At 64.6% G+C, this 17,792-nt stretch carries 17 protein-coding genes and 1 tRNA gene; 5 read left to right on the top strand and 13 right to left on the bottom strand.

Annotated elements, in window-relative coordinates; genetic code table 11:
* Positions 1 to 16: 16 nt before the first annotated feature.
* On the bottom strand, positions 17 to 430 hold the full coding sequence (mscL, locus tag K410_RS0116670) for a large conductance mechanosensitive channel protein MscL (RefSeq protein WP_028135954.1): 414 nt from the start codon (positions 428 to 430) through the stop codon (positions 17 to 19).
* 54 nt (positions 431 to 484) lie between these two features.
* Positions 485 to 1,375: a 4-hydroxy-tetrahydrodipicolinate synthase gene (gene dapA, locus K410_RS0116665; RefSeq protein WP_028135953.1), complete on the bottom strand. Its 891-nt coding sequence runs from the start codon at positions 1,373 to 1,375 to the stop codon at positions 485 to 487.
* Positions 1,376 to 1,652: 277 nt separating this feature from the next.
* Here dapA and K410_RS0116660 point away from each other — a divergent pair, with 277 nt between their 5' ends.
* The gene (locus K410_RS0116660) at positions 1,653 to 4,031 is read left to right on the top strand and encodes a lytic transglycosylase domain-containing protein (RefSeq protein WP_049820269.1); all 2,379 of its coding nucleotides are present in this window, start codon (positions 1,653 to 1,655) and stop codon (positions 4,029 to 4,031) included.
* A gap of 129 nt (positions 4,032 to 4,160) precedes the next feature.
* Complete coding sequence (locus K410_RS0116655; RefSeq protein WP_028135951.1) at positions 4,161 to 4,433, top strand: DUF3551 domain-containing protein; 273 nt, start codon at positions 4,161 to 4,163, stop codon at positions 4,431 to 4,433.
* A 70-nt stretch (positions 4,434 to 4,503) separates the two neighbouring features.
* Here K410_RS0116655 and K410_RS0116650 read toward each other — a convergent pair whose 3' ends face one another.
* Entirely contained in the window at positions 4,504 to 4,779 is a 276-nt protein-coding gene (locus K410_RS0116650) for a DUF3551 domain-containing protein (RefSeq protein WP_063831447.1), read from the bottom strand.
* A 167-nt stretch (positions 4,780 to 4,946) separates the two neighbouring features.
* Entirely contained in the window at positions 4,947 to 6,512 is a 1,566-nt protein-coding gene (locus K410_RS0116645; RefSeq protein WP_028135949.1) for a porin, read from the bottom strand.
* Between the two features lie 636 nt (positions 6,513 to 7,148).
* Between K410_RS0116645 and K410_RS0116640 the strand changes: the two genes are divergently transcribed.
* Positions 7,149 to 7,241, top strand: a tRNA-Ser gene (locus K410_RS0116640).
* Between the two features lie 138 nt (positions 7,242 to 7,379).
* On the opposite strand, the gene K410_RS0116635 is transcribed toward K410_RS0116640, so the two are convergent.
* The 9 genes from K410_RS0116635 to K410_RS0116590 form a co-directional block, all read right to left on the bottom strand.
* Positions 7,380 to 7,589 (bottom strand): hypothetical protein, encoded by a 210-nt coding sequence (locus K410_RS0116635; protein ID WP_028135948.1) that lies wholly within the window; start codon positions 7,587 to 7,589, stop codon positions 7,380 to 7,382.
* A gap of 95 nt (positions 7,590 to 7,684) precedes the next feature.
* A complete protein-coding gene (locus tag K410_RS0116630) occupies positions 7,685 to 7,951 on the bottom strand; it encodes a hypothetical protein (protein ID WP_028135947.1) in 267 nt (88 codons plus the stop codon).
* A 1,597-nt stretch (positions 7,952 to 9,548) separates the two neighbouring features.
* Positions 9,549 to 11,033 carry an Asp-tRNA(Asn)/Glu-tRNA(Gln) amidotransferase subunit GatB gene (gatB, locus tag K410_RS0116620; RefSeq protein WP_028135946.1) on the bottom strand — a complete coding sequence of 495 codons (1,485 nt, stop codon included), beginning with the start codon at positions 11,031 to 11,033 and terminating at the stop codon, positions 9,549 to 9,551.
* Positions 11,030 to 11,335, bottom strand: a complete 306-nt coding sequence (locus tag K410_RS0116615) for a hypothetical protein (protein ID WP_028135945.1) — start codon at positions 11,333 to 11,335, stop codon at positions 11,030 to 11,032. The genes gatB and K410_RS0116615 overlap by 4 nt, the downstream gene beginning before the upstream one ends.
* Positions 11,326 to 12,801: an Asp-tRNA(Asn)/Glu-tRNA(Gln) amidotransferase subunit GatA gene (gene gatA / locus K410_RS0116610; RefSeq protein WP_028135944.1), complete on the bottom strand. Its 1,476-nt coding sequence runs from the start codon at positions 12,799 to 12,801 to the stop codon at positions 11,326 to 11,328. Before gatA ends, K410_RS0116615 begins: the two co-directional genes overlap by 10 nt.
* A complete protein-coding gene (locus K410_RS0116605) occupies positions 12,798 to 13,022 on the bottom strand; it encodes a hypothetical protein (RefSeq protein WP_028135943.1) in 225 nt (74 codons plus the stop codon). Before K410_RS0116605 ends, gatA begins: the two co-directional genes overlap by 4 nt.
* A 24-nt stretch (positions 13,023 to 13,046) precedes the next feature.
* Positions 13,047 to 13,334: an Asp-tRNA(Asn)/Glu-tRNA(Gln) amidotransferase subunit GatC gene (gatC, locus tag K410_RS0116600; protein ID WP_028135942.1), complete on the bottom strand. Its 288-nt coding sequence runs from the start codon at positions 13,332 to 13,334 to the stop codon at positions 13,047 to 13,049.
* A 90-nt stretch (positions 13,335 to 13,424) separates the two neighbouring features.
* The gene (locus tag K410_RS0116595; RefSeq protein WP_028135941.1) at positions 13,425 to 14,501 is read right to left on the bottom strand and encodes an NAD(P)H-dependent flavin oxidoreductase; all 1,077 of its coding nucleotides are present in this window, start codon (positions 14,499 to 14,501) and stop codon (positions 13,425 to 13,427) included.
* Between the two features lie 158 nt (positions 14,502 to 14,659).
* Positions 14,660 to 15,637, bottom strand: coding sequence for an NAD(P)H-dependent flavin oxidoreductase (locus K410_RS0116590; protein WP_028135940.1), 978 nt, complete (start codon positions 15,635 to 15,637; stop codon positions 14,660 to 14,662).
* 99 nt (positions 15,638 to 15,736) lie between these two features.
* Between K410_RS0116590 and K410_RS0116585 the strand changes: the two genes are divergently transcribed.
* Together K410_RS0116585 and K410_RS0116580 are read left to right on the top strand one after the other, a co-directional pair.
* Positions 15,737 to 16,627 carry a LysR family transcriptional regulator gene (locus tag K410_RS0116585; RefSeq protein WP_028135939.1) on the top strand — a complete coding sequence of 297 codons (891 nt, stop codon included), beginning with the start codon at positions 15,737 to 15,739 and terminating at the stop codon, positions 16,625 to 16,627.
* 184 nt (positions 16,628 to 16,811) lie between these two features.
* Positions 16,812 to 17,747, top strand: coding sequence for a cyclase family protein (locus K410_RS0116580; RefSeq protein WP_028135938.1), 936 nt, complete (start codon positions 16,812 to 16,814; stop codon positions 17,745 to 17,747).
* Positions 17,748 to 17,792: the final 45 nt, after the last annotated feature.

Genomic DNA, 17,792 nt, shown 5'->3' with positions numbered 1-17,792 from the left:
GGATGAAGCGCGCGCGTCACTTCTTGAGGAGGTCGCGGATCTCGGTCAGCAGCTCGACCTCGGCCGACGGCTTCGGCGGCGCAGCGGGCGCGGCCTCCTCCTTGCGCTTCAGCGTGTTCATGGCGCGGATCACCAGGAACAACACGAAGGCAACGATGATGAAGTTGATCGTCAGCGTCAGGAAGCTGCCGTAAGCAAGGACGGCGCCTTGCTTTTTCGCATCAGCTAAGTTGGTGGCTGTGACCGCCTTCGACAAGGGGGCGAAGTAGTTCGAGAAGTCGAGGCCACCGGTGACGGCGCCGATGATCGGCATGATGATGTCACCGACCAGCGACGTGACGATGGCGCCGAAGGCCGCGCCGATGATGACGCCGACCGCGAGATCGACGACATTGCCCTTCATGGCAAATTCGCGGAACTCCGTGAGCATCCGCCTGCCCTTGTCGTCGACGCTCATGAACGGCCTCCCCGATTGGTCAACCCATCAGTTGATCAGCCCAGCGTGCACCATGGCGCTGCGTACCGCAATGCGTGTCGGCTCGCTGACCGGCACCATCGGCAAGCGCAGCGTCTCGTCCAGCTTGCCGAGCAGCGACATCGCATACTTGATCGGTGCCGGATTGCTCTCGATGAAGAGGTTGTTGTGCAGCGGCATCAGCTTGTCGTGGATCGCCAGCGCCGCCTTGGTGTCGCCCTTCTGCCAGGCGGCGTGAAACTCCGAGCACAGCCGCGGCGCGACGTTCGAGGTCACCGAGATGCAGCCGTGGCCGCCATGCGCCATGTAGCCGATGATAGTGGCGTCCTCGCCGGAGAGCTGGTTGAAGTCCTCGCCCATCGCCGCGCGCTGCTGCGACACCCGCACCATGCTGGCGGTGGCGTCCTTGACGCCGGCGATGTTCTTCAGCTCCCACAGCCGCTTCATGGTGTCGACCGACATGTCGATCACCGAGCGCGGCGGGATGTTGTAGATGATGATCGGAATCCCGATCGCGTCGTTGATCGCCTTGAAGTGCTGGTACATGCCTTCCTGGGTCGGCTTGTTGTAGTAGGGCGTCACCACCAGCACGGCGTCCGCGCCCGCCTTCTCGGCGTGCTGGGAGAGCTCGACCGCCTCCTTGGTCGAGTTGGAGCCGGCGCCCGCGATGACAGGCACGCGGCCCTTGGCTTCAGCGATGCACCACTCGACCACCTTCTTGTGCTCGTCATGGCTGAGCGTCGGGCTCTCGCCGGTGGTGCCGACCGGGACCAGGCCGTTGGTGCCTTCCGAGATCTGCCAGTTGACCAGCGAGCGGAACGCGGCCTCGTCCAGCGAGCCGTTCTTGAACGGGGTGACCAAGGCGGTGAACGACCCCCGGAATTTCGTCTTGGCTGCCATGGACTTCCTCCGTACGCGGCGATCTCGAGCAAGCGCCATTCATATCGGGTCTGTCCCGCCGGTAAAAGACCCGCTGCCGAGTGACGCACCGTTTAGGCCGCGATTTTGCCGCGGTGATGGTGCAAATCGGTCCGAGGTAAGCGGCTGTTGGTATTTTGTCCGCATATTCAATCAAATACAGCTAGATCTTGAGCCACTTGACTGATTCGGGGCGATGATACCCGTGACCTCATTCCCTCGTGCCGCCTGGCGGTCCACCGGCCTGGTCCTGTGCCTGATGGCAGGGCTGTCGGTCGGCTGCGCCGCCCTGGCCAAGTCTAACGAGACGACCACGGACGCGGGCAAGGACACCGCAAAGCCTGCCGCCAAGGACACCCCGAAGGGCGCGTCCAAGGGAACCTCCGCGAAGGACGCCTCCAAGCCCGCGAGCAAGGGTGCCGCTCCCGCCCCGGCCAAGGACGCAGCGAAGAAACCGGCCAAGGATATTGGCAAGGAGGCCGGCAAGAGCGCCGGGAAGGACGCGGCGAAGGAGAAGCCCAAGGCGGCTGCAACGCCTGCCGCAGCGGCGCCTGCGCCGAAAGCACATCCGGCTGCCAGCGGCTCGCCCCCTAAAACGGCCCCCGCGACCGCCGCCGTCAAACCTTCCGCCCCTCCCCCACGCCCCGCCGCAGCCCCCGTGCTGGCTCCGGCGACCCGCCAGCATGCTACCCCGCGCAAGCCGGTCGTCCCGGCCGCGGTCGCAGCGACGTCGTCGACGTCGCAGGGCGACAAGGAGACGCTGGAGAGCGTGATCGAGCTGGTGCGCAAGCGCAAGGCGGCCGACGCCACCAATGCGGCGGTCGGCATCTCGGATCCGGTCGCGCGCAAGCTCGCGGAATGGATCATTCTGCGCAGCGAGGACAACGGCGCGAGCGTGGAGCGCTACCGCGCCTTCCTCTCCGCCAACCCGAGCTGGCCGTCGCAGACCTTCCTGCGCCGGCGCCTCGAAGCTGCGATGTGGGACGACAGGCGCGACGATTCCGTGGCGTGGTCGTGGTTCGAGCACGAATCTCCGATCTCCGCCAAGGGCCGCTTCATGCTCGCCAAGGCGATGCTGGCGCGCGGCGACCGCGCCAACGCCGAGCGGCTGGTGCGCGAGGCCTGGCGCAGCGACCCGATGTCGGAGGACACCGAGAACAACGCGCTCGACCAGTTCGGCGCCCTGCTGTCGCCGGGCGACCAGAAGGCGCGGATGGACACCCTGCTCTACGGCAGCGAGAACGAGGCCGCGCTGCGCGCCGCCAAGCGCCTCGGCGCCGGCTATGTCGCACTCGCCAAGGCCCGCATCGCCGCGGTCAAGAAAGCGCCGAACGCGCGCGCGCTGCTCGACGCGGTGCCGCGTGAGCTGCACAACGATCCTGGCTTCCTCTTCAGCAAGATCCAGCTGCTGCGCCGCGAGGAGAAGTTTGCCGAGGCTGCCCAGCTGATGCTGTCGGCGCCGAAGGATCCGGGCCGCCTCCACAATCTCGACGAATGGTGGATCGAGCGGCGCCTTTTGGCGCGCAAGATGATCGACACCGAGGAATTCCGCAGCGCCTATCTGATCGCGCGCGATGCCGCCCTGCCCTCGCGCGACATCTACAAGACCGAGCAGGAGTTCACCGCCGGGTGGATCGCGCTGCGCTTCCTCAACGATCCCGCGACTGCCGCGCAGCATTTCGCCCGCATCGGCGTCGGCAGCGTCAATCCGACCGCGTTGGCGCGTGCCGGCTATTGGCAGGGCCGTGCCGCGGAAGCGATGGGTCGTCAGCAGGAGGCGCGCAACGCCTATGCGCGCGCCGCCGAGCAGTCGACCAGCTATTACGGCCAGCTCGCGCGGGCCAAGCTCGGCCTGCCGCAGATCGAGCTCAACAATCCGCCGCGTGGCCGCGGCGCCGACCGGCTGGAGATCGTCCGCGCTGCGCAGCTGCTGTACGAGCTCGACGAGCGCGAGATGGCGATACCGCTGCTGGCCGACATGGGCGAGAACGGCGATCCCGAAGCGCTCGCCGGCCTCGGCGAGCTCACCCAACGCTACAGCGACGCGCGCGGCATGCTCCTGCTCGGCAAGGCTGCGCTCAATCGCGGCCTGCCGTTCGACTTCTACGCCTACCCCGTCAACGGCATTCCGCAGTTCACGCCGATCGGCCCCGAGGTCGAGCGCAGCATCATCTACGCCATCGCGCGGCAGGAAAGCGCATTCAACCCACGCGTGGTTTCACCGGCGCAGGCCTATGGGCTGATGCAGGTGACGCCGGACGCTGCACGCTACGTCTGCAAGCGCCACGGCGCCACTTACGATCTGGGCCGGCTGAAGAACGATTCAGTCTACAACGCCACGCTCGGCTCGGCCGAGCTCGGCGGACTGCTCGAGGATTACCGCGGCTCCTACATCATGACCTTCGCGGCCTACAATGCCGGTCGCGGCAGCGTGAAGAAGTGGGTCGAACGCTACGGCGATCCGCGCAACCCGAAGGTGGACGCGGTCGACTGGGTGGAGCTGATTCCGTTCTCGGAAACGCGCAATTACGTGCAGCGGATCATGGAGAACCTTCAGGTCTACCGCGCCCGCTTCGGCGGCGGCACGCGCCTGCAGATCGAGGCCGATCTGCGTCGCGGCGCCGCAAGCGTGGAATAGCACGCATCCAGGTCGCTGTGCGGCAGGCGTTCGGCATGATTCCATGACGGTCCCGATCCCATTGCGATATAATTGGAACCGGCATTGCCACCCATCGGTTGATAGGCTCGACAAACCTGGAGACATATCATGTTGCGCATAGTCGGTGCATTCGCGATCGCGGCCGTGGTCTTGTCCGCTCTTCCGGGCGGCGGCTCGGCTGCCTACGGCAAGAACCGCCAGCACCCCCGGCAGGCCGAGGCCATTCAGGATCGCTATTGCCTGCAGGGGCTGCGTTGGGGCTATCCCGGCAACTGCCAGTTCTCTACTTACGCGCAGTGCTTGGCGACTGCGTCTGGCACGATCGATGCCTGCGGGCTGAACCCGACCTATGCCTTCCGTGAGGGGAGAGGTGCAAGATAATCGTCTGACCGCGCTCTCGTGAGAGTGCGCAGGTCACGTTCAGACTGCCTCCGACCTCAGGATTCGATCCCTACCACATTCTGTCGGGGGCGGATCGGCGGTGAGATGGGCGGGCTGACGTCGGCGGGGACCAATAGGGGTTGGTCAGGCACATCGCCGGCAAGCCCAGCGCAGAAGCCTTGCACTCCTCCCACGTCCGGTAGCTGCAGGAAATCCTGCTGCTGCCGCCCCACTCCCATTGCTGGAGGCACACCGGATAGTTGGAGTCGACGGGTGCGGCAGCCGCCGGCGAAAATATCGACGTGACCACGGCAACCATTGATATGGCGGCGAGCACGCTGAGCATCCGTCTCCAGATTGTCGAATTGTTCATGGTCGGAAGCTCCTTCTGCCGGCTCTCGAGCAGCGCCGCGCGCTCAAGCAACCCACCATTTAGGTAATCGGTGCACTACCCGCAAACAAAAACCCCGGCAGTTTCCTGCCGGGGTTTTCCGATCAATCGGAAGATTGATCTTAGAAGTTGCGCTGAGCGCGGAACAGGACCTGCAGGTTACCCTGATCCTTCAGCTCATACGTGGTGGCCGGCTTCGCAACCGCGGAGTTCGCCGTGCCAGCGCCCGAGATCGTGCCCGAGTACTTCTGGTCGAGCCAGACGTAGCTCACGTCCGTCGTGAACGCGAGGCCCTTGACGGGAGTCCAGACCAAGTTGCCGCCGACGACCGCGAGGTTGAAGTCGGGGTTACATCCGGCGGCGCCAGCCGACGGAGCCAGACCGGCGACGAAGTTCGCGCAGATCAGAGCCTTGCCCGTGTCGCCGTAGCGAAGCGAAGCATAGGCGCCGTAGATGCCCGAAGCCCAACCAGGTGCCCAGTTGTGGGTATAACCACCGCGGAAGCCCCAGGTCTTGACGGTGTCGATCCCGGTGCCGACGCCACCAATGGTGCCGTAGACGCCGTCAGCGATACCAGCGAAAGCAAGGCTCTGGTACGCAACGCCGCTGCCGCCGTACATGAACATGGTCTGCGGGAACAGGCTCTGGAAGTTGTAGCGCGACGCACCGTCGGTGTAGACCGCCTGCAAGTTGATCGAGTCACCCGCACCGGTCGGGATGTTCTTGATCGACAAGGCGCCCTGCACAGCCCAGCCCCACTTGTCGTCGGGATGGTTGGTCACTTCAGTCGAGCCATAATAGCCCGAGTGAATGTTGTGCGCGGCGGCCGACAGCTGGAACAGACCCCAGGCCTGGTCGACGCGAACCTGACCGACGATATCGGGCACGCGCGTGCCACCCCAGTCCGACACACCGTACTGGCCCTGGATCATGGCCGCAGCCGCAACCGTCGCCGCAGGGGTCACAGTCACGACGCCGGCGCTGCTAACCGAACCGGCAGCAGAGAAAGCCGAGGCGTTCCAGAGGTTCGACGGACCACCGGTAGCGGACGACATATCCTGCAACGCCAGCGAACCGGTGATGCCCTGGCCGAAGTCAGCCGTGTAGGCGATCTGGTTGACACCGGTCACGTTGTTGCTGCCGCCCGGAAGGAAGTCGGGACCGCCAGCCGGATAGCTCTGCCACGGTGCGTCGAAGATCGACACGGTGCGGCCGAAGGTGAAACCAGCGAACTGGATGAACGCATGATAGAGGCTGAGCGAGGCCGCGCCGGACGGGAAGGTCGTGCCGCCGCCCGAGCCGGTGACCGACGGGGTGTCGTAGGAGAACACCATGTCGGCGTAGGTGCGGACCACACCGTATTCGGTCGCCGTACGCGTATCGACGGTGAAGTCCATACGAGCGCGGGTCGTGTAGTAACCGCTCAGACGGTTCTTGCCGCCTTGCGGAGCGCCCTGGCCGATGTTGTAGGCGGCGTTGGTGTTCGCGAGCGCGTCAGCGCGCAGGTAGCCACCCAGCTTGATGCAGGTGTCGGTGCCCGGCATGTAGTAGAACCCGGCTCCGTACAGCGAGCAGATCCGCACGTATTCGACCGCCTTGGCCTTGACCGGCAGATCGGCTGCTTGAGCTCCGCTCACGGCGATCAGACCCGCCGCTGAGCCGAGCAAAAGGCTCTTAACCAACTTCATGTTAAACCTCCAAGTTGCTCTTCAGGGAAGGTTACTGACCGGACGGCCAATTCCCCAACCCCCTCTAAATCACCGCTTTGGCCCCCTTCGCGCCTTCGGACACACCCGCATGAACGCGAGGGACTTAAGCGAATGACCTAAACGGGACGACCTCGGGATGCCCCCCTCCGTCGCTCAGTCACAATTACCGAACGTCCTTGCACACACAACAACAGAACGCTTCCAAACGGGCCGATGGAGCTGGTTTTCCGCCGGGTGTTGCACAAATAACACGCAGATGTGATCACGGCGGCTTCGCAACATATTGTTTTTAATGGTCTTTTTGAAGCGGTTCCATTTGCCACCAAAACTCCTCACTTGAGGCGCCGGGGACCGTGCACTGCGCGATACAGCTCAGATGGAGGCGCGAATCGTAGAATCGGACCGAGACTCGACGGCAAGGAACGCAGCACCTCAACGGGCCTGCCCCACCCCGACGACCACTCGGCAATCCAGTCACGCCTCTATATAAAGGCCCGTCTTGAGACGGTGCCCGACAGCAAACCGCCCGTTTCCAAGATCGCTGGGAATATTCGAGCGAAAACACACGCTTCCAAATTGACCGGCCCAAGCAATTAGATGCATAAGGCTCGCACCGGAGAGGTGGCCGAGTGGCTGAAGGCAACGCTTTGCTAAAGCGTCATACGGTCTCAAGCTGTATCGAGGGTTCGAATCCCTCCCTCTCCGCCACCCAGCGGCAGAATCAATCAAGATCGGTGCGTTCTTTCACCTGAAAGCGACCGTGAGACCGGTTCGAAAGCCTGGGCAAGGATCGGCGCGGCTGCATTCATCCCGATTCGCACTGACTTTATATGTGTGCGCCCGCGTCTAGCGGTGGAACCGCCAGATCCGCCAATGCGAGGGCGAAATCAGCACGGCTTCGTCGGCCCAGACGTTGAACCAGACGCCCGACCGGCGCCGGCAGGGGAACGCCCAGGGCAGGATCCCCGTCTTGTGCGGACGTCCGAGTTCCAGATCGCACTCGTCGGGCGCGATTTGAATCGGCAGCCATTGTCCATTCGTGTCGGGCTCGCTCATGCCGCTCGGGTCTTATGTGGCGGCACGACGGAGAAGCTTGATTCAGCGCAACCAGGCCCACCCGTGCGAACACGGGTGTGGATGCGATTCTCAATTCAATGGGCGGAAACCCACGCCCGCGCATCGCGCTGTGCGGCGGCGATCTCGGCATCCGACATCTGCCCGGCAATCTCCTGGCGCAGCGCCACGGCGTCCTTGCGGCCCTTCAGCGCGGCGAGATTGAACCATTTGTGCGCGGCGACGAGATCGACGAGGCCGGAGCGGCCGCTCGCCCAATAGATGCCGCGCTCGAACAGCACGTCCGACAGCGCGGTCGCGTCGATCGGCGTTGCCGTCTCCATATCGAAGGTACCCTGAAACATAACGCATCCCCTTTGTTCTTATGCCGCCTCGTTCCCCCGAGCGCGGCTCCCGTCCAACTCTGATGTGCATGACCCTTCCCGGGATCGTGCATCGTTCAACTCATCCCCAGGGCTTGCTGCCAAAAGGCTCGTTGCCAAAAGGCTTGTTGCCCATTGCCGTTTGCCGGCTTGTTGGAGGCGATGATGGCGGGCAAATTTGAATGGCAGTTTAAGTATCGCGATGAAGCAGACGTAAACGCGCCGGCGCGGCGCCCCGCGTGCAGATTCAAAAAGCTCCGGATTTGCAGGCACTTCTGCGATTCGTCAGACTTTGTTTACCGCAGGATTTTGGGGGATCGATAACCATCGCGCGCGCTGGTGCGCGTCCTGTGGTTAGAATGTGAAGCGTGGATCACTGTGGCCGCGCGCCGTGCTGTCATCCCCCGCGCAGGCGGGGAATCCAGTACTCCGCAACTCATCGATTCAATCGCTGCCGCCTCGGAGTGCTGGATCGCCCGGTCCTCGTGCGCAATTGCGCACTGTCGGGCGATGACATCGCGAACGGAGAAGCGGCATGCGAATAGCGCGAATCAAGCCGCGGCCCGGGCGTGCCACAAGCCACAGTTCGGGCGAAGCCGGCGCGGCCACGTCGCGTATCGGATCAGCAATGTCGGGAAATGGGAATGCCGGCAATACCCCGGCCTCAGGAGAACGAGGGCGTCGGCGAACACGTCAGGATCAGATTTCACGTTGACCCGAAGGCCGCCTGTGAAATTGCGGAGCCCCTTTCCGGAGAGCCGCACCGAACGAAGAAAACTCGTTTCTTCTGCCGGACCGTCAAAGCGAACGATCCGACCGTTGACCTGATGTCTCGCCGACACCCTCTATCGTCGATCAGAACCTCGATGAGGCGCTGATGACGTGCCGGCTAGGAGCCGGCAACTTCAGAAGTCGAAGTTACTTCTTCTTCTTGGCGACCTTGCGGGTCTTCTTCGCAGTCTTCTTCACTGCGCTCTTCGCCTTCTTCGCCTTCTTCGCTTTCTTGGCCATGTTGCCCTCCGATGTGTGAGATGGCTTTAATCGCTGCGTGCACTCGGGGATCGAATGCACTTCATCCCGAATACACCAACACAAAGAAAAAAACAGCGTCTCGCTTAAAGAAGTGTTGACGACACAACGCGCGTGCGCTTGGCGAGCGCGATGCAAGCGCACTGCCCGACGCGCGCGATCGACCGCAGGGAGTGCTCGCAACATCGATGTTCGCAGCACATGCGATTGCAGAAAAACACTATGCAGCAAGTATTTTCCTGCACGCGCGCATCGCACGCGATCGTCGCGGTGACGGACGTCGGCAATCCCGCGATCACCTCGCGAAGGCGCTTCGCGGACTCTGAGTCGCGAATTTTGGCAACGAAAATATTTTCATGCTTAACGGCGCGAGCGCTCGTCGAAGCGTGCGCGAGACGTCGTTTTGCGCGAATCGCGTCACGGCGATTCGGTCGTCACATCGCCGCCGATCGGGATGAAGTGAGCCGCCGAGGATGCGTGCGAACGTCGCATCGAGGAACGAAAGCGAGGTGACGAGACTTGTCCGTCACCTCGTTCGAACGCGCGGGCGTCAGACGCCGAGCTTGGACTTGAGCAGGTCGTTGACGCTTTGCGGGTTGGCCTTGCCGCCAGATGCCTTCATCACCTGGCCGACGAACCAGCCGAGCGACTGCGGCTTGTCCTTGACCTGCGCGGCCTTGTCGGGATTGGCCGCGATGATGTCGTCGACAACCTTTTCGATCGCCGAGAGGTCCGTGACCTGCTTCATGCCGCGGCTTTCGACCAGTGCGCGGGGATCGCCGCCTTCCTGCCAGACGATCTCGAACAGATCCTTGGCGATCTTGCCGGAGATCGTGCCCTCGCCGATCAGATCGACGATCGCGGCCAGCTGCTCGGCGCTCACCGGAGAGCCCGTAATATCCCGGCTCTCCTTGTTGAGACGGCCGAACAGCTCGTTGATCACCCAGTTCGCCGCCATCTTGCCGTCGCGCGCACGGTTGCCGAGCTTGTCCAGCACGGTCTCGTAGAACACCGCGCTCTCGCGCTCGGCAACGAGCACGCTCGCATCATAGGCCGACAGGCCGAAGTCGGCGACGAAGCGCATCTTCTTCTGGTCCGGCAGCTCGGGCAGCTCAGCCTTCAGCTCATCGACGTAGCCCTGCGAGAACTCCAGCGGCAGCAGGTCGGGATCGGGGAAGTAGCGGTAGTCATGCGCCTCTTCCTTGGAGCGCATCGAGCGCGTCTCGCCCTTGTTGGGATCGTAGAGCCGCGTCTCCTGATCGATCTGGCCGCCCTCCTCCAGGATCTCGATCTGGCGCCGCGCCTCGTACTCGATCGCCTGGCCGATGAAGGTGATCGAGTTCATGTTCTTGATCTCGCAGCGGGTGCCGAGCGGCCCGCCCGGCTTTCGCACCGAGACATTGACGTCGGCGCGCAAGGATCCCTTCTCCATGTCGCCGTCGCAGGTGCCGAGATAGCGCAGGATCGAGCGCAGCTTGGTCACGTAGGCCTTGGCCTGCTCGGCATCGCGGATGTCAGGCTTGGAGACGATCTCCATCAACGCCACGCCGCAGCGGTTGAGGTCGACATAGGACATGGTCGGCGACTGGTCGTGCAGCAATTTGCCGGCATCCTGCTCCAGATGCAGCCGCTCGATACCGATGGTGGCCACCTTGCCGCCGTCGAGTTCAACGACGACCTCGCCCTCGCCGACGATCGGCGACTTGTACTGGCTGATCTGGTAGCCCTGCGGCGAGTCCGGATAGAAATAGTTCTTGCGGTCGAACACCGAGCGCAGATTGATCGCGGCGTTGAGGCCGAGCCCGGTTCGGACAGCCTGCCTGACGCACTCCTCGTTGATGACGGGCAACATGCCCGGCATCGCCGCATCGACCAGCGAGACATGGCTGTTGGGCTCGCCGCCGAACTCGGTCGAGGCCCCGGAGAACAGTTTCGACTGCGAGGTGACCTGGGCATGGACCTCCATGCCGATCACGACTTCCCAGTCGCCGGTCTGGCCCTTGATCAGTTTTCCCTGTCTGACTGACGCGTTCATGCTTTTCCATCCCCGAGCAGCGCGGAAACCATCCGCTCCCACTCCGCTTCCAATGAATCCTTTGCCGCGGGCTGGCCAGCCTGACGATACCAGTAGCCGGCATTGCCGAGATCGCCTTCGACGCGGTGCAGATAAGCGTGCACCCAGGCGGCGTCGCGGCCGCTGTCGTCCTGAACGATCTTGTGTGCGCGGTCCCAGTCGCCCTTGGCGGCCCACCAGAGGCCTCTGAGCGGCGCGTTCAGATCCGGCGCAGGCGCCGCGCCGTCGAGGCTCGCGATGAAATCGGCGACATTCACCACCACCTCGTCGGTGTGAAGCGGCCGGCGGCCTGCTCGATCACCTCGCCGAGCGAGAACAGCGTCTCCTCGTCGAAGGGACGGCCGATCAGCTGCAGGCCGAGCGGCAGGCCTTGCGCGTCCTTGCCGGCGGGCACGGCGATGCCGGGCAGGCCCGCCATGTTAACGGTCACCGTGAAGATGTCGTTGAGATACATCTCGACCGGATCGGCGCCGCCCTTCTCGCCGATGCCGAAGGCGGCCGACGGCGTCGCGGGGGTGAGGATCGCGTCGACGCCCCTCGCGAAGCAATCCTCGAAATCCTTCTTGATCAGCGTGCGCACCTTCTGCGCGCGCAGATAATAGGCGTCGTAATAGCCGGCCGAGAGCACGTAGGTACCGATCATGACGCGGCGCCGCACTTCCGCGCCAAACCCTTCCGCGCGGGTATTCTCGTAGAGCTCGATGACGTTCTTGCCCTGCTCGCGCAGACCGTAGCGGACGCCGTCATAGCGCGCGAGATTGGAGGATGCTTCCGCCGGCGCCACGATGTAATAGGCCGGCAGCGCGTACTTGGTGTGCGGCAGCGACACTTCGACCAGCTCGGCGCCCGCCGCCTTCAGCCAGGCCGCACCCTCTTCCCAGAGTTTCTCGATCTCGGCCGGCATGCCGTCGAGACGATATTCCTTTGGAATGCCGATCCTCATGCCCTTCACGGACTTGCCGATCGCAGCCTCGTAATCCGGCACCGCGATATCCACCGAGGTGGTGTCCTTCGGATCGTGTCCGGCCATCGAGCGCAGCAGCATCGCGGCATCGCGCACGCTGCGCGCGATGGGGCCGGCTTGGTCGAGCGAGGAGGCAAAGGCGACGATGCCCCAGCGCGAGCAGCGGCCATAGGTCGGCTTGATCCCGACGGTCGCGGTGAAGGCGGCCGGCTGGCGGATCGAGCCGCCGGTGTCGGTCGCGGTCGCGCCCATGCACAGCAGCGCGGCCACGGCCGAGGCCGAGCCGCCGGACGAGCCGCCCGGCACCAGCGTCGTGTTGCTGCCCTCGCGCCGCCAGGGATTGCCGACCGGACCGAAGCACGAGGTCTCGTTGGCCGAGCCCATCGCGAACTCGTCATTGTTGAGCTTGCCGAGCATCACGGCGCCGTCGCGCCACAACTGCGACGTGACGGTCGATTCGTAGGTCGGCACGAAACTGCCGAGGATCTTCGAGCACGCCGTGGTCCGCACGCCCTTGGTCGCGAACAGATCCTTGATGCCGAGCGGAATGCCGGCGAGCGGGCCGACATCGCCCTTGGCGATCTTCTCGTCCGCGGCCTTCGCCATGCTGCGCGCCTGGTCCGGCGTCTCCATCACGAAGGCGTTGAGCACGCGCGCGGCTTCGATCGCGGAAAGATGCGCGTCGGTCAGCTCGAGGGACGTGAAAGTCTTGTCGGCGAGACCCTTGCGGGCCTCGGCGAGCGTCAGCGATGTCAAATCGGTCATTTATTGATCGGGCTGCAGAAGAACGGAGACAGGGTCTTGTCGTTGGCCGGGTCGTCTTGCATGACGTTTTTCTTGGCCGCGGCATTCGCGGCGGCCTCGAGCTCGTCGAGCACGGCATTGACGGCGACATTGGGATCGGCGGCTTTGCCCTGCCGCTCCATCTTGTCGAGGTAATTCATGTAGGCCTGATAGGCCTTCTCATCGTCGCAAAGCAGACACATCGGACCACGTCCTGGATAGGAGACTCACTCCACGACCTTCGGCACGAGGAAGAAGTGCCCCTCGGTCGCGGGCGCGTTGGCGACAATATCGTCGGCGATGCCGCCGTCATCGACCACGTCCTGCCGCTTCTTCATCTGCATCGGGGTGACCGAGGTCATCGGCTCCACGCCCTCGATATTGACCTCCGAGAGCTGCTCGACGAAGGCGAGCATGGCGTTGAGCTCGCCCTGAAGATGCGGAACCTCGTCCTCGGAAACCGCAATGCGCGCCAGATGCGCGATGCGGCGGACGGTAGCGGCGTCGACGGACATTATATAAGGCCTCTCACGGCGAAACCCAGCACGGTAAAACCTGAGTGCCGTATAGCAGAGGCCGCTTTTGCGCCGCAACCGGCGCTTCCCCTATCCTGCGAGGGCCTTCATGCGGGCCAGCGCCGATTTGGCGAGATCCCGGGTCAATTCGGCCGCGGGGACCTCGCGGCCGAGGGCCACGGCCTGACCGGCCCAGAGATTGGTGAAATCCACCCGGCCCTGCTTTTCGGCGGCGGCCTTGAGCGGTCCCAGTGCGGTCGCGGCATGGGGAAACGGCGGCGCATCCGGCGACACCGGGCCAGCCTCGCGCATCAGCCGGTTCTGGACCCCGCGCGCCGGCCGGCCGGTCATCACATTGGTGATGACGGTGGACTCATCGCCCGCCTCGGCGAGCGCCTTGCGGCCGCCCGCGCTGACCTTCGATTCCGGACAGCGCAGATAGGCACTGCCGATCTGCACGCCGGAGGCACCGAGCGCAAAGGCAGCGGCGATGCCGCGCCCGTCGGCAATGCCGCCGGCCGCGATCACCGGCACCTTCACGGCATCGACGACCTGCGGCACCAGCGCGAAGGTGCCGGACTGCTCGGCGATCTTGTCGGTCAGGAACATGCCGCGATGGCCGCCCGCCTCCGCGCCTTGCGCGATCACGGCATCGACGCCGCGCTGTTCGAGCCAGACCGCCTCCTTCACCGTCGTCGCCGACGAGATCACGAGGCAGCCGGCAGCCTTCACCCGCTTGAGCAGCGCCTGCTCAGGCAGGCCGAAATGGAAGCTGACGACTTCCGGCTTCAGCTCCTCGACGACCTCGCAGAAGGCGGCATCGAACGGTGCGCGGTTCGCCGCCGCGATCGGCGCTGCGGGATCGAGACCGTGCTCGGCGTAATAGCCCGCGAGCCGTTGCTTCCAGCGTGTTTCGGCCTCCGCCGTGAGCCCCACCGGCGTGTGGCAGAAGAAGTTCATGTTGACCGGCGCCTTGACGCGCTGGCGGATCAGGGCAACCTGCTCGCGCGCCTTCTCCGGCGTGATCATCGCGCTCGGCAGCGAGCCGAGCGCGCCGCCCTGCGCCGCCGCAATCACCAGCTCCGCATCCATCACGCCGGCCATCGGCGCCAGCACGATCGGAAATTCGGTCTTGAAGAGGTCGATCAGTCGACGGTCAGGCCACATGGTTTGTTCTCTCTCGTTCTCTCTTACCGGAGGGTCGGTTCGCATGTAGCGAAGCGAAATGCGAAGCGGGGTGGGGTGATCTCTCCACACGGGCACCGCCTCAATGGAGAGACTGTCACCCCACCCCGCTCGCGCTTCGCGCGATCGACCCTCCCCCTCTACGCCGCTGTCACCGAGTTTCTGCGCCCGGCGAACAACTGCTCCGCCTCCACCGCAATCCGCCCGACGATCTCGGCCGCCGGCGGGATATCATGAATCAACCCGACCGCCTCGCCTGCGATCACGGCGGCGACGTCGAAATTGCCGGCGGCCTTGGCCGCCGCATAATCGGCCGCAACTGCGGCGACATTCTGCATCAGCTCGACCTCGCGGCCGATCCAGCGCCGGGCGTGATCATTGATCAGGCACCGCCCGGTGAAGGGCGCCGGCCAGACATTGTTGCGCGAGAGATCGAAGATGATGCCGCGCACCGTGGAGCCGCTGTTCGCCGCACAGATGCGCCGCTTCGCCTCCTCAGCGCCGTCGGCCTCCTGGCTGGCATAGAAGCGCGTACCGAGCAGCACGCCGCTTGCGCCCAGCATCATCATGGCGGCGAGCCCGCGCCCGTCGGCGATGCCGCCGGCCGCGACCACCGGCACGCGGCCGGCGGCAAGATCGACGATCGCCGGCACGAGATCAACGGTGGTGCGCGAGGCACCATGCCCGCCCGCCTCCGTTCCCTGCGCGACCAGGACATCGGCGCCGGCATCGAGCGCCTGTCGCGCCATCGCCTCGTCCTGGACCTGGCAGATCAGGCGTGCGCCGGCGGACTTGATCTTCGCTGCGAACGGCGCGGGATCGCCGAACGACAGCATGATCGCCGATGGCTTCACGCCGAGCGCAATGTCGAGAAGCTCGGGCCGCTTGGCAAGGCTCCACGTGATGAAGCCGATGCCGAACGGCGCCCGCAGTTCGGCGAGCTTCGCAGTCTCCTGCTCCAGCCACGCTCGCTCGCCATAGCCACCGCCGAGAATGCCGAACCCGCCGGCGCGGCTCACGGCCGCGACCAGGCGGCTGCCGGCGACGACATCCATCGGCGCCAGCAAGATCGGATGCGCGATCTCCAGCAGCGTGGTCAGCGACGTCGTCATCGGCATGGCTTGTCCCCGATCTCTGGACAGCGAGACTAGGCGCGACTAGCATTCTCCAGAAATGAATTGTTGCGAACGCTGCCATCTCGAAAACGGAACGGCGCCATGGAACTCAGCGATCTCCAGACCTTCGCCACTGTGGCTCGCACCGGCGGCATCACCCGCGCCGCCGAGGAGCTGAACACGGTGCAGTCCAACGTCACTCAGCGCGTGAAGGCGCTGGAGGCGGAGATCGGCACGCCGCTGTTCGAACGCCACAGCCGCGGCATGACGCTGACCGGCGCCGGCAAGCGCCTCTTGCCTTACGCGCAACGGATGGCCGCGCTCTCCCGCGAGGCCGCACTCGCCGCGCGGGACGATGGCGAGCCCAAGGGACCGCTTGCGATCGGCTCGATGGAAACGACCGCGGCGGTGCGGCTGCCGCCCCTGCTCGCCGAATTCCACCGCCGCTTTCCTGCCGTGCGGCTTTCCTTGCGCACGGCGCCGACCGCCGACCTCGTCGCAGCCGTGCTCGACGGCGCGCTGGACGGTGCCTTCGTCGCCGGCCCGATCGCGCATGCCGAGCTCATCGTGACGAGCGCGTTCCGCGAAGAGCTGGTGCTCGTGAGCGCGCGGCGCTGGGCTTCGCTTGCCGAGCTGCGCGCCGGCACGCCGGAATCCGGTCCGACCGCGCTGGTGTTCCGCACCGGCTGCACCTACCGCCAGCGACTCGAACAAGTGTTCGTCGAGTTCGGCTGGCCGTCGGCGGCGCGCTTCGAGCTCGGCACGCTCGACGGCATGATCGGCTGCGTCGCCGCCGACATGGGCGTGACGTTGCTGCCGCGCGCGGTCGTCGAGCGCAGCGCAATGAATGGCAGCATCACGATCCACGCGCTGAGCCCGGCGCATGCGCGCGTCGAAACGCTGTTCATCCACCGCCGCGCCGGACATCAAACCAGCGCACTGAGCGGTTTTGCCGACGGCCTGAAGAAGGACCACGACGTCATCGCCGCCTGAGGCGAGCGTTCCACTCCGCGAAATTCGTCACAAATCCATCGCGGAGTCCACGTCGCCTTCCGCGGCAACGCAGCACATCAAAAAGCTTTGAAGCCCGCAATCATTCTACGTTAGGATGAATGACTGGCCAGCGCAGAACCATAACGAAGCCAAACATCGGCAAGAACATCGGGAGGACTATCGAATGCGCAATACGCTCGTGTTGTGCTGTGTCGCCGTATTGTCGGCGATCTCAGGAACTGCAAGCGCACAGGACTGGACCAAATCGAAATGGGGGCCGAACGACGAGGTCGGCGCCGCCAACTACATGACGCCCGAGCTCGTGGTGAAGGCGGCGTCGCTGGTGAAGACCGGCAAGACCTACGCTCTTGGCATTCCCGTCACCTCGCAGACGCCCGCCTATCCGCCGCGCACCTACAAGATCACCGTGGTACAGCCGGGACAGGCCGGCAGCGCAGGACTAGGTCCGAACAAGGCCACCTATAACGATGACATCCTCGACACCTGGGTCGGCATCGGCAGCCAGCTCGACGGCCTCGGCCATCTCGGCGTCGAGCATGTCTACTACAACGGTAACAAGCTCGCCGACTTCGCCGATCCCAACGGGCTGAAGAAGCTCGGCATCGAGAAGGTGCCGCCGATGGTCACCCGCGGCGTCCTGCTCGACATGGCCGCCTATTTCAAGACCGACGTGGTGAAGGAAGGCACCGCCTTCAACGTCAAGGAGATCGAGGAAGCCGCCAAGCAGCAGAACGTCGAGATCCGCCAGGGCGACGTCGTCATCTTCCACACCGGCTGGCTCAGCCTGCTCGGCAAGGACGACAAGCGCTATTCGGCCGGCGAGCCCGGGCTCGGCGTCGAGGGTGCAAAATATCTGACTGGCAAGGGCGTCGTCGCCGTCGGCGCCGACACCTGGGGACTCGAGGTGCTGCCGTTCGAATCCAAGAACGTGTTCGAGGTGCACCAGATCCTGCTCGCGATGAACGGGACCTACATCCTCGAGAACATGGATACGGCCGCGCTGGCCCGCGACAAGGGTTATGAATTCCTGTTCGTGCTGGGACAGCCGCGCTGGACCGGCGGCGTGCAGGCTATGATCAACCCGATCGCGATCCGCTGACGCCGCGACGGGTCCGGAAGATCATCGGGTGAGGTCATGCGGTGT

This window comes from Bradyrhizobium sp. 22, from assembly GCF_000482425.1.
Taxonomy (GTDB): Bacteria; Pseudomonadota; Alphaproteobacteria; order Rhizobiales; family Xanthobacteraceae; genus Bradyrhizobium; species Bradyrhizobium japonicum_B.
This window is presented reverse-complemented; position numbering and strand designations above follow the sequence as displayed.

Excerpts from the sequence above, each read along its gene's own strand:
- gatA (WP_028135944.1), bottom strand. The coding sequence starts at position 12,801 with ATGACCGATTTGACATCGCTGACGCTCGCCGAGGCCCGCAAGGGTCTC.
- K410_RS0116605 (WP_028135943.1), bottom strand. The coding sequence starts at position 13,022 with ATGTGTCTGCTTTGCGACGATGAGAAGGCCTATCAGGCCTACATGAAT.
- K410_RS0116630 (WP_028135947.1), bottom strand. The coding sequence starts at position 7,951 with ATGTTTCAGGGTACCTTCGATATGGAGACGGCAACGCCGATCGACGCG.
- K410_RS0116655 (WP_028135951.1), top strand. The coding sequence starts at position 4,161 with ATGTTGCGCATAGTCGGTGCATTCGCGATCGCGGCCGTGGTCTTGTCC.
- K410_RS0116660 (WP_049820269.1), top strand. The coding sequence starts at position 1,653 with ATGGCAGGGCTGTCGGTCGGCTGCGCCGCCCTGGCCAAGTCTAACGAG.
- K410_RS0116580 (WP_028135938.1), top strand. The coding sequence starts at position 16,812 with ATGCGCAATACGCTCGTGTTGTGCTGTGTCGCCGTATTGTCGGCGATC.
- K410_RS0116590 (WP_028135940.1), bottom strand. The coding sequence starts at position 15,637 with ATGCCGATGACGACGTCGCTGACCACGCTGCTGGAGATCGCGCATCCG.
- K410_RS0116650 (WP_063831447.1), bottom strand. The coding sequence starts at position 4,779 with ATGCTCAGCGTGCTCGCCGCCATATCAATGGTTGCCGTGGTCACGTCG.
- mscL (WP_028135954.1), bottom strand. The coding sequence starts at position 430 with ATGCTCACGGAGTTCCGCGAATTTGCCATGAAGGGCAATGTCGTCGAT.
- gatB (WP_028135946.1), bottom strand. The coding sequence starts at position 11,033 with ATGAACGCGTCAGTCAGACAGGGAAAACTGATCAAGGGCCAGACCGGC.
- K410_RS0116645 (WP_028135949.1), bottom strand. The coding sequence starts at position 6,512 with ATGAAGTTGGTTAAGAGCCTTTTGCTCGGCTCAGCGGCGGGTCTGATC.
- dapA (WP_028135953.1), bottom strand. The coding sequence starts at position 1,375 with ATGGCAGCCAAGACGAAATTCCGGGGGTCGTTCACCGCCTTGGTCACC.
- gatC (WP_028135942.1), bottom strand. The coding sequence starts at position 13,334 with ATGTCCGTCGACGCCGCTACCGTCCGCCGCATCGCGCATCTGGCGCGC.
- K410_RS0116595 (WP_028135941.1), bottom strand. The coding sequence starts at position 14,501 with ATGTGGCCTGACCGTCGACTGATCGACCTCTTCAAGACCGAATTTCCG.
- K410_RS0116635 (WP_028135948.1), bottom strand. The coding sequence starts at position 7,589 with ATGAGCGAGCCCGACACGAATGGACAATGGCTGCCGATTCAAATCGCG.
- K410_RS0116585 (WP_028135939.1), top strand. The coding sequence starts at position 15,737 with ATGGAACTCAGCGATCTCCAGACCTTCGCCACTGTGGCTCGCACCGGC.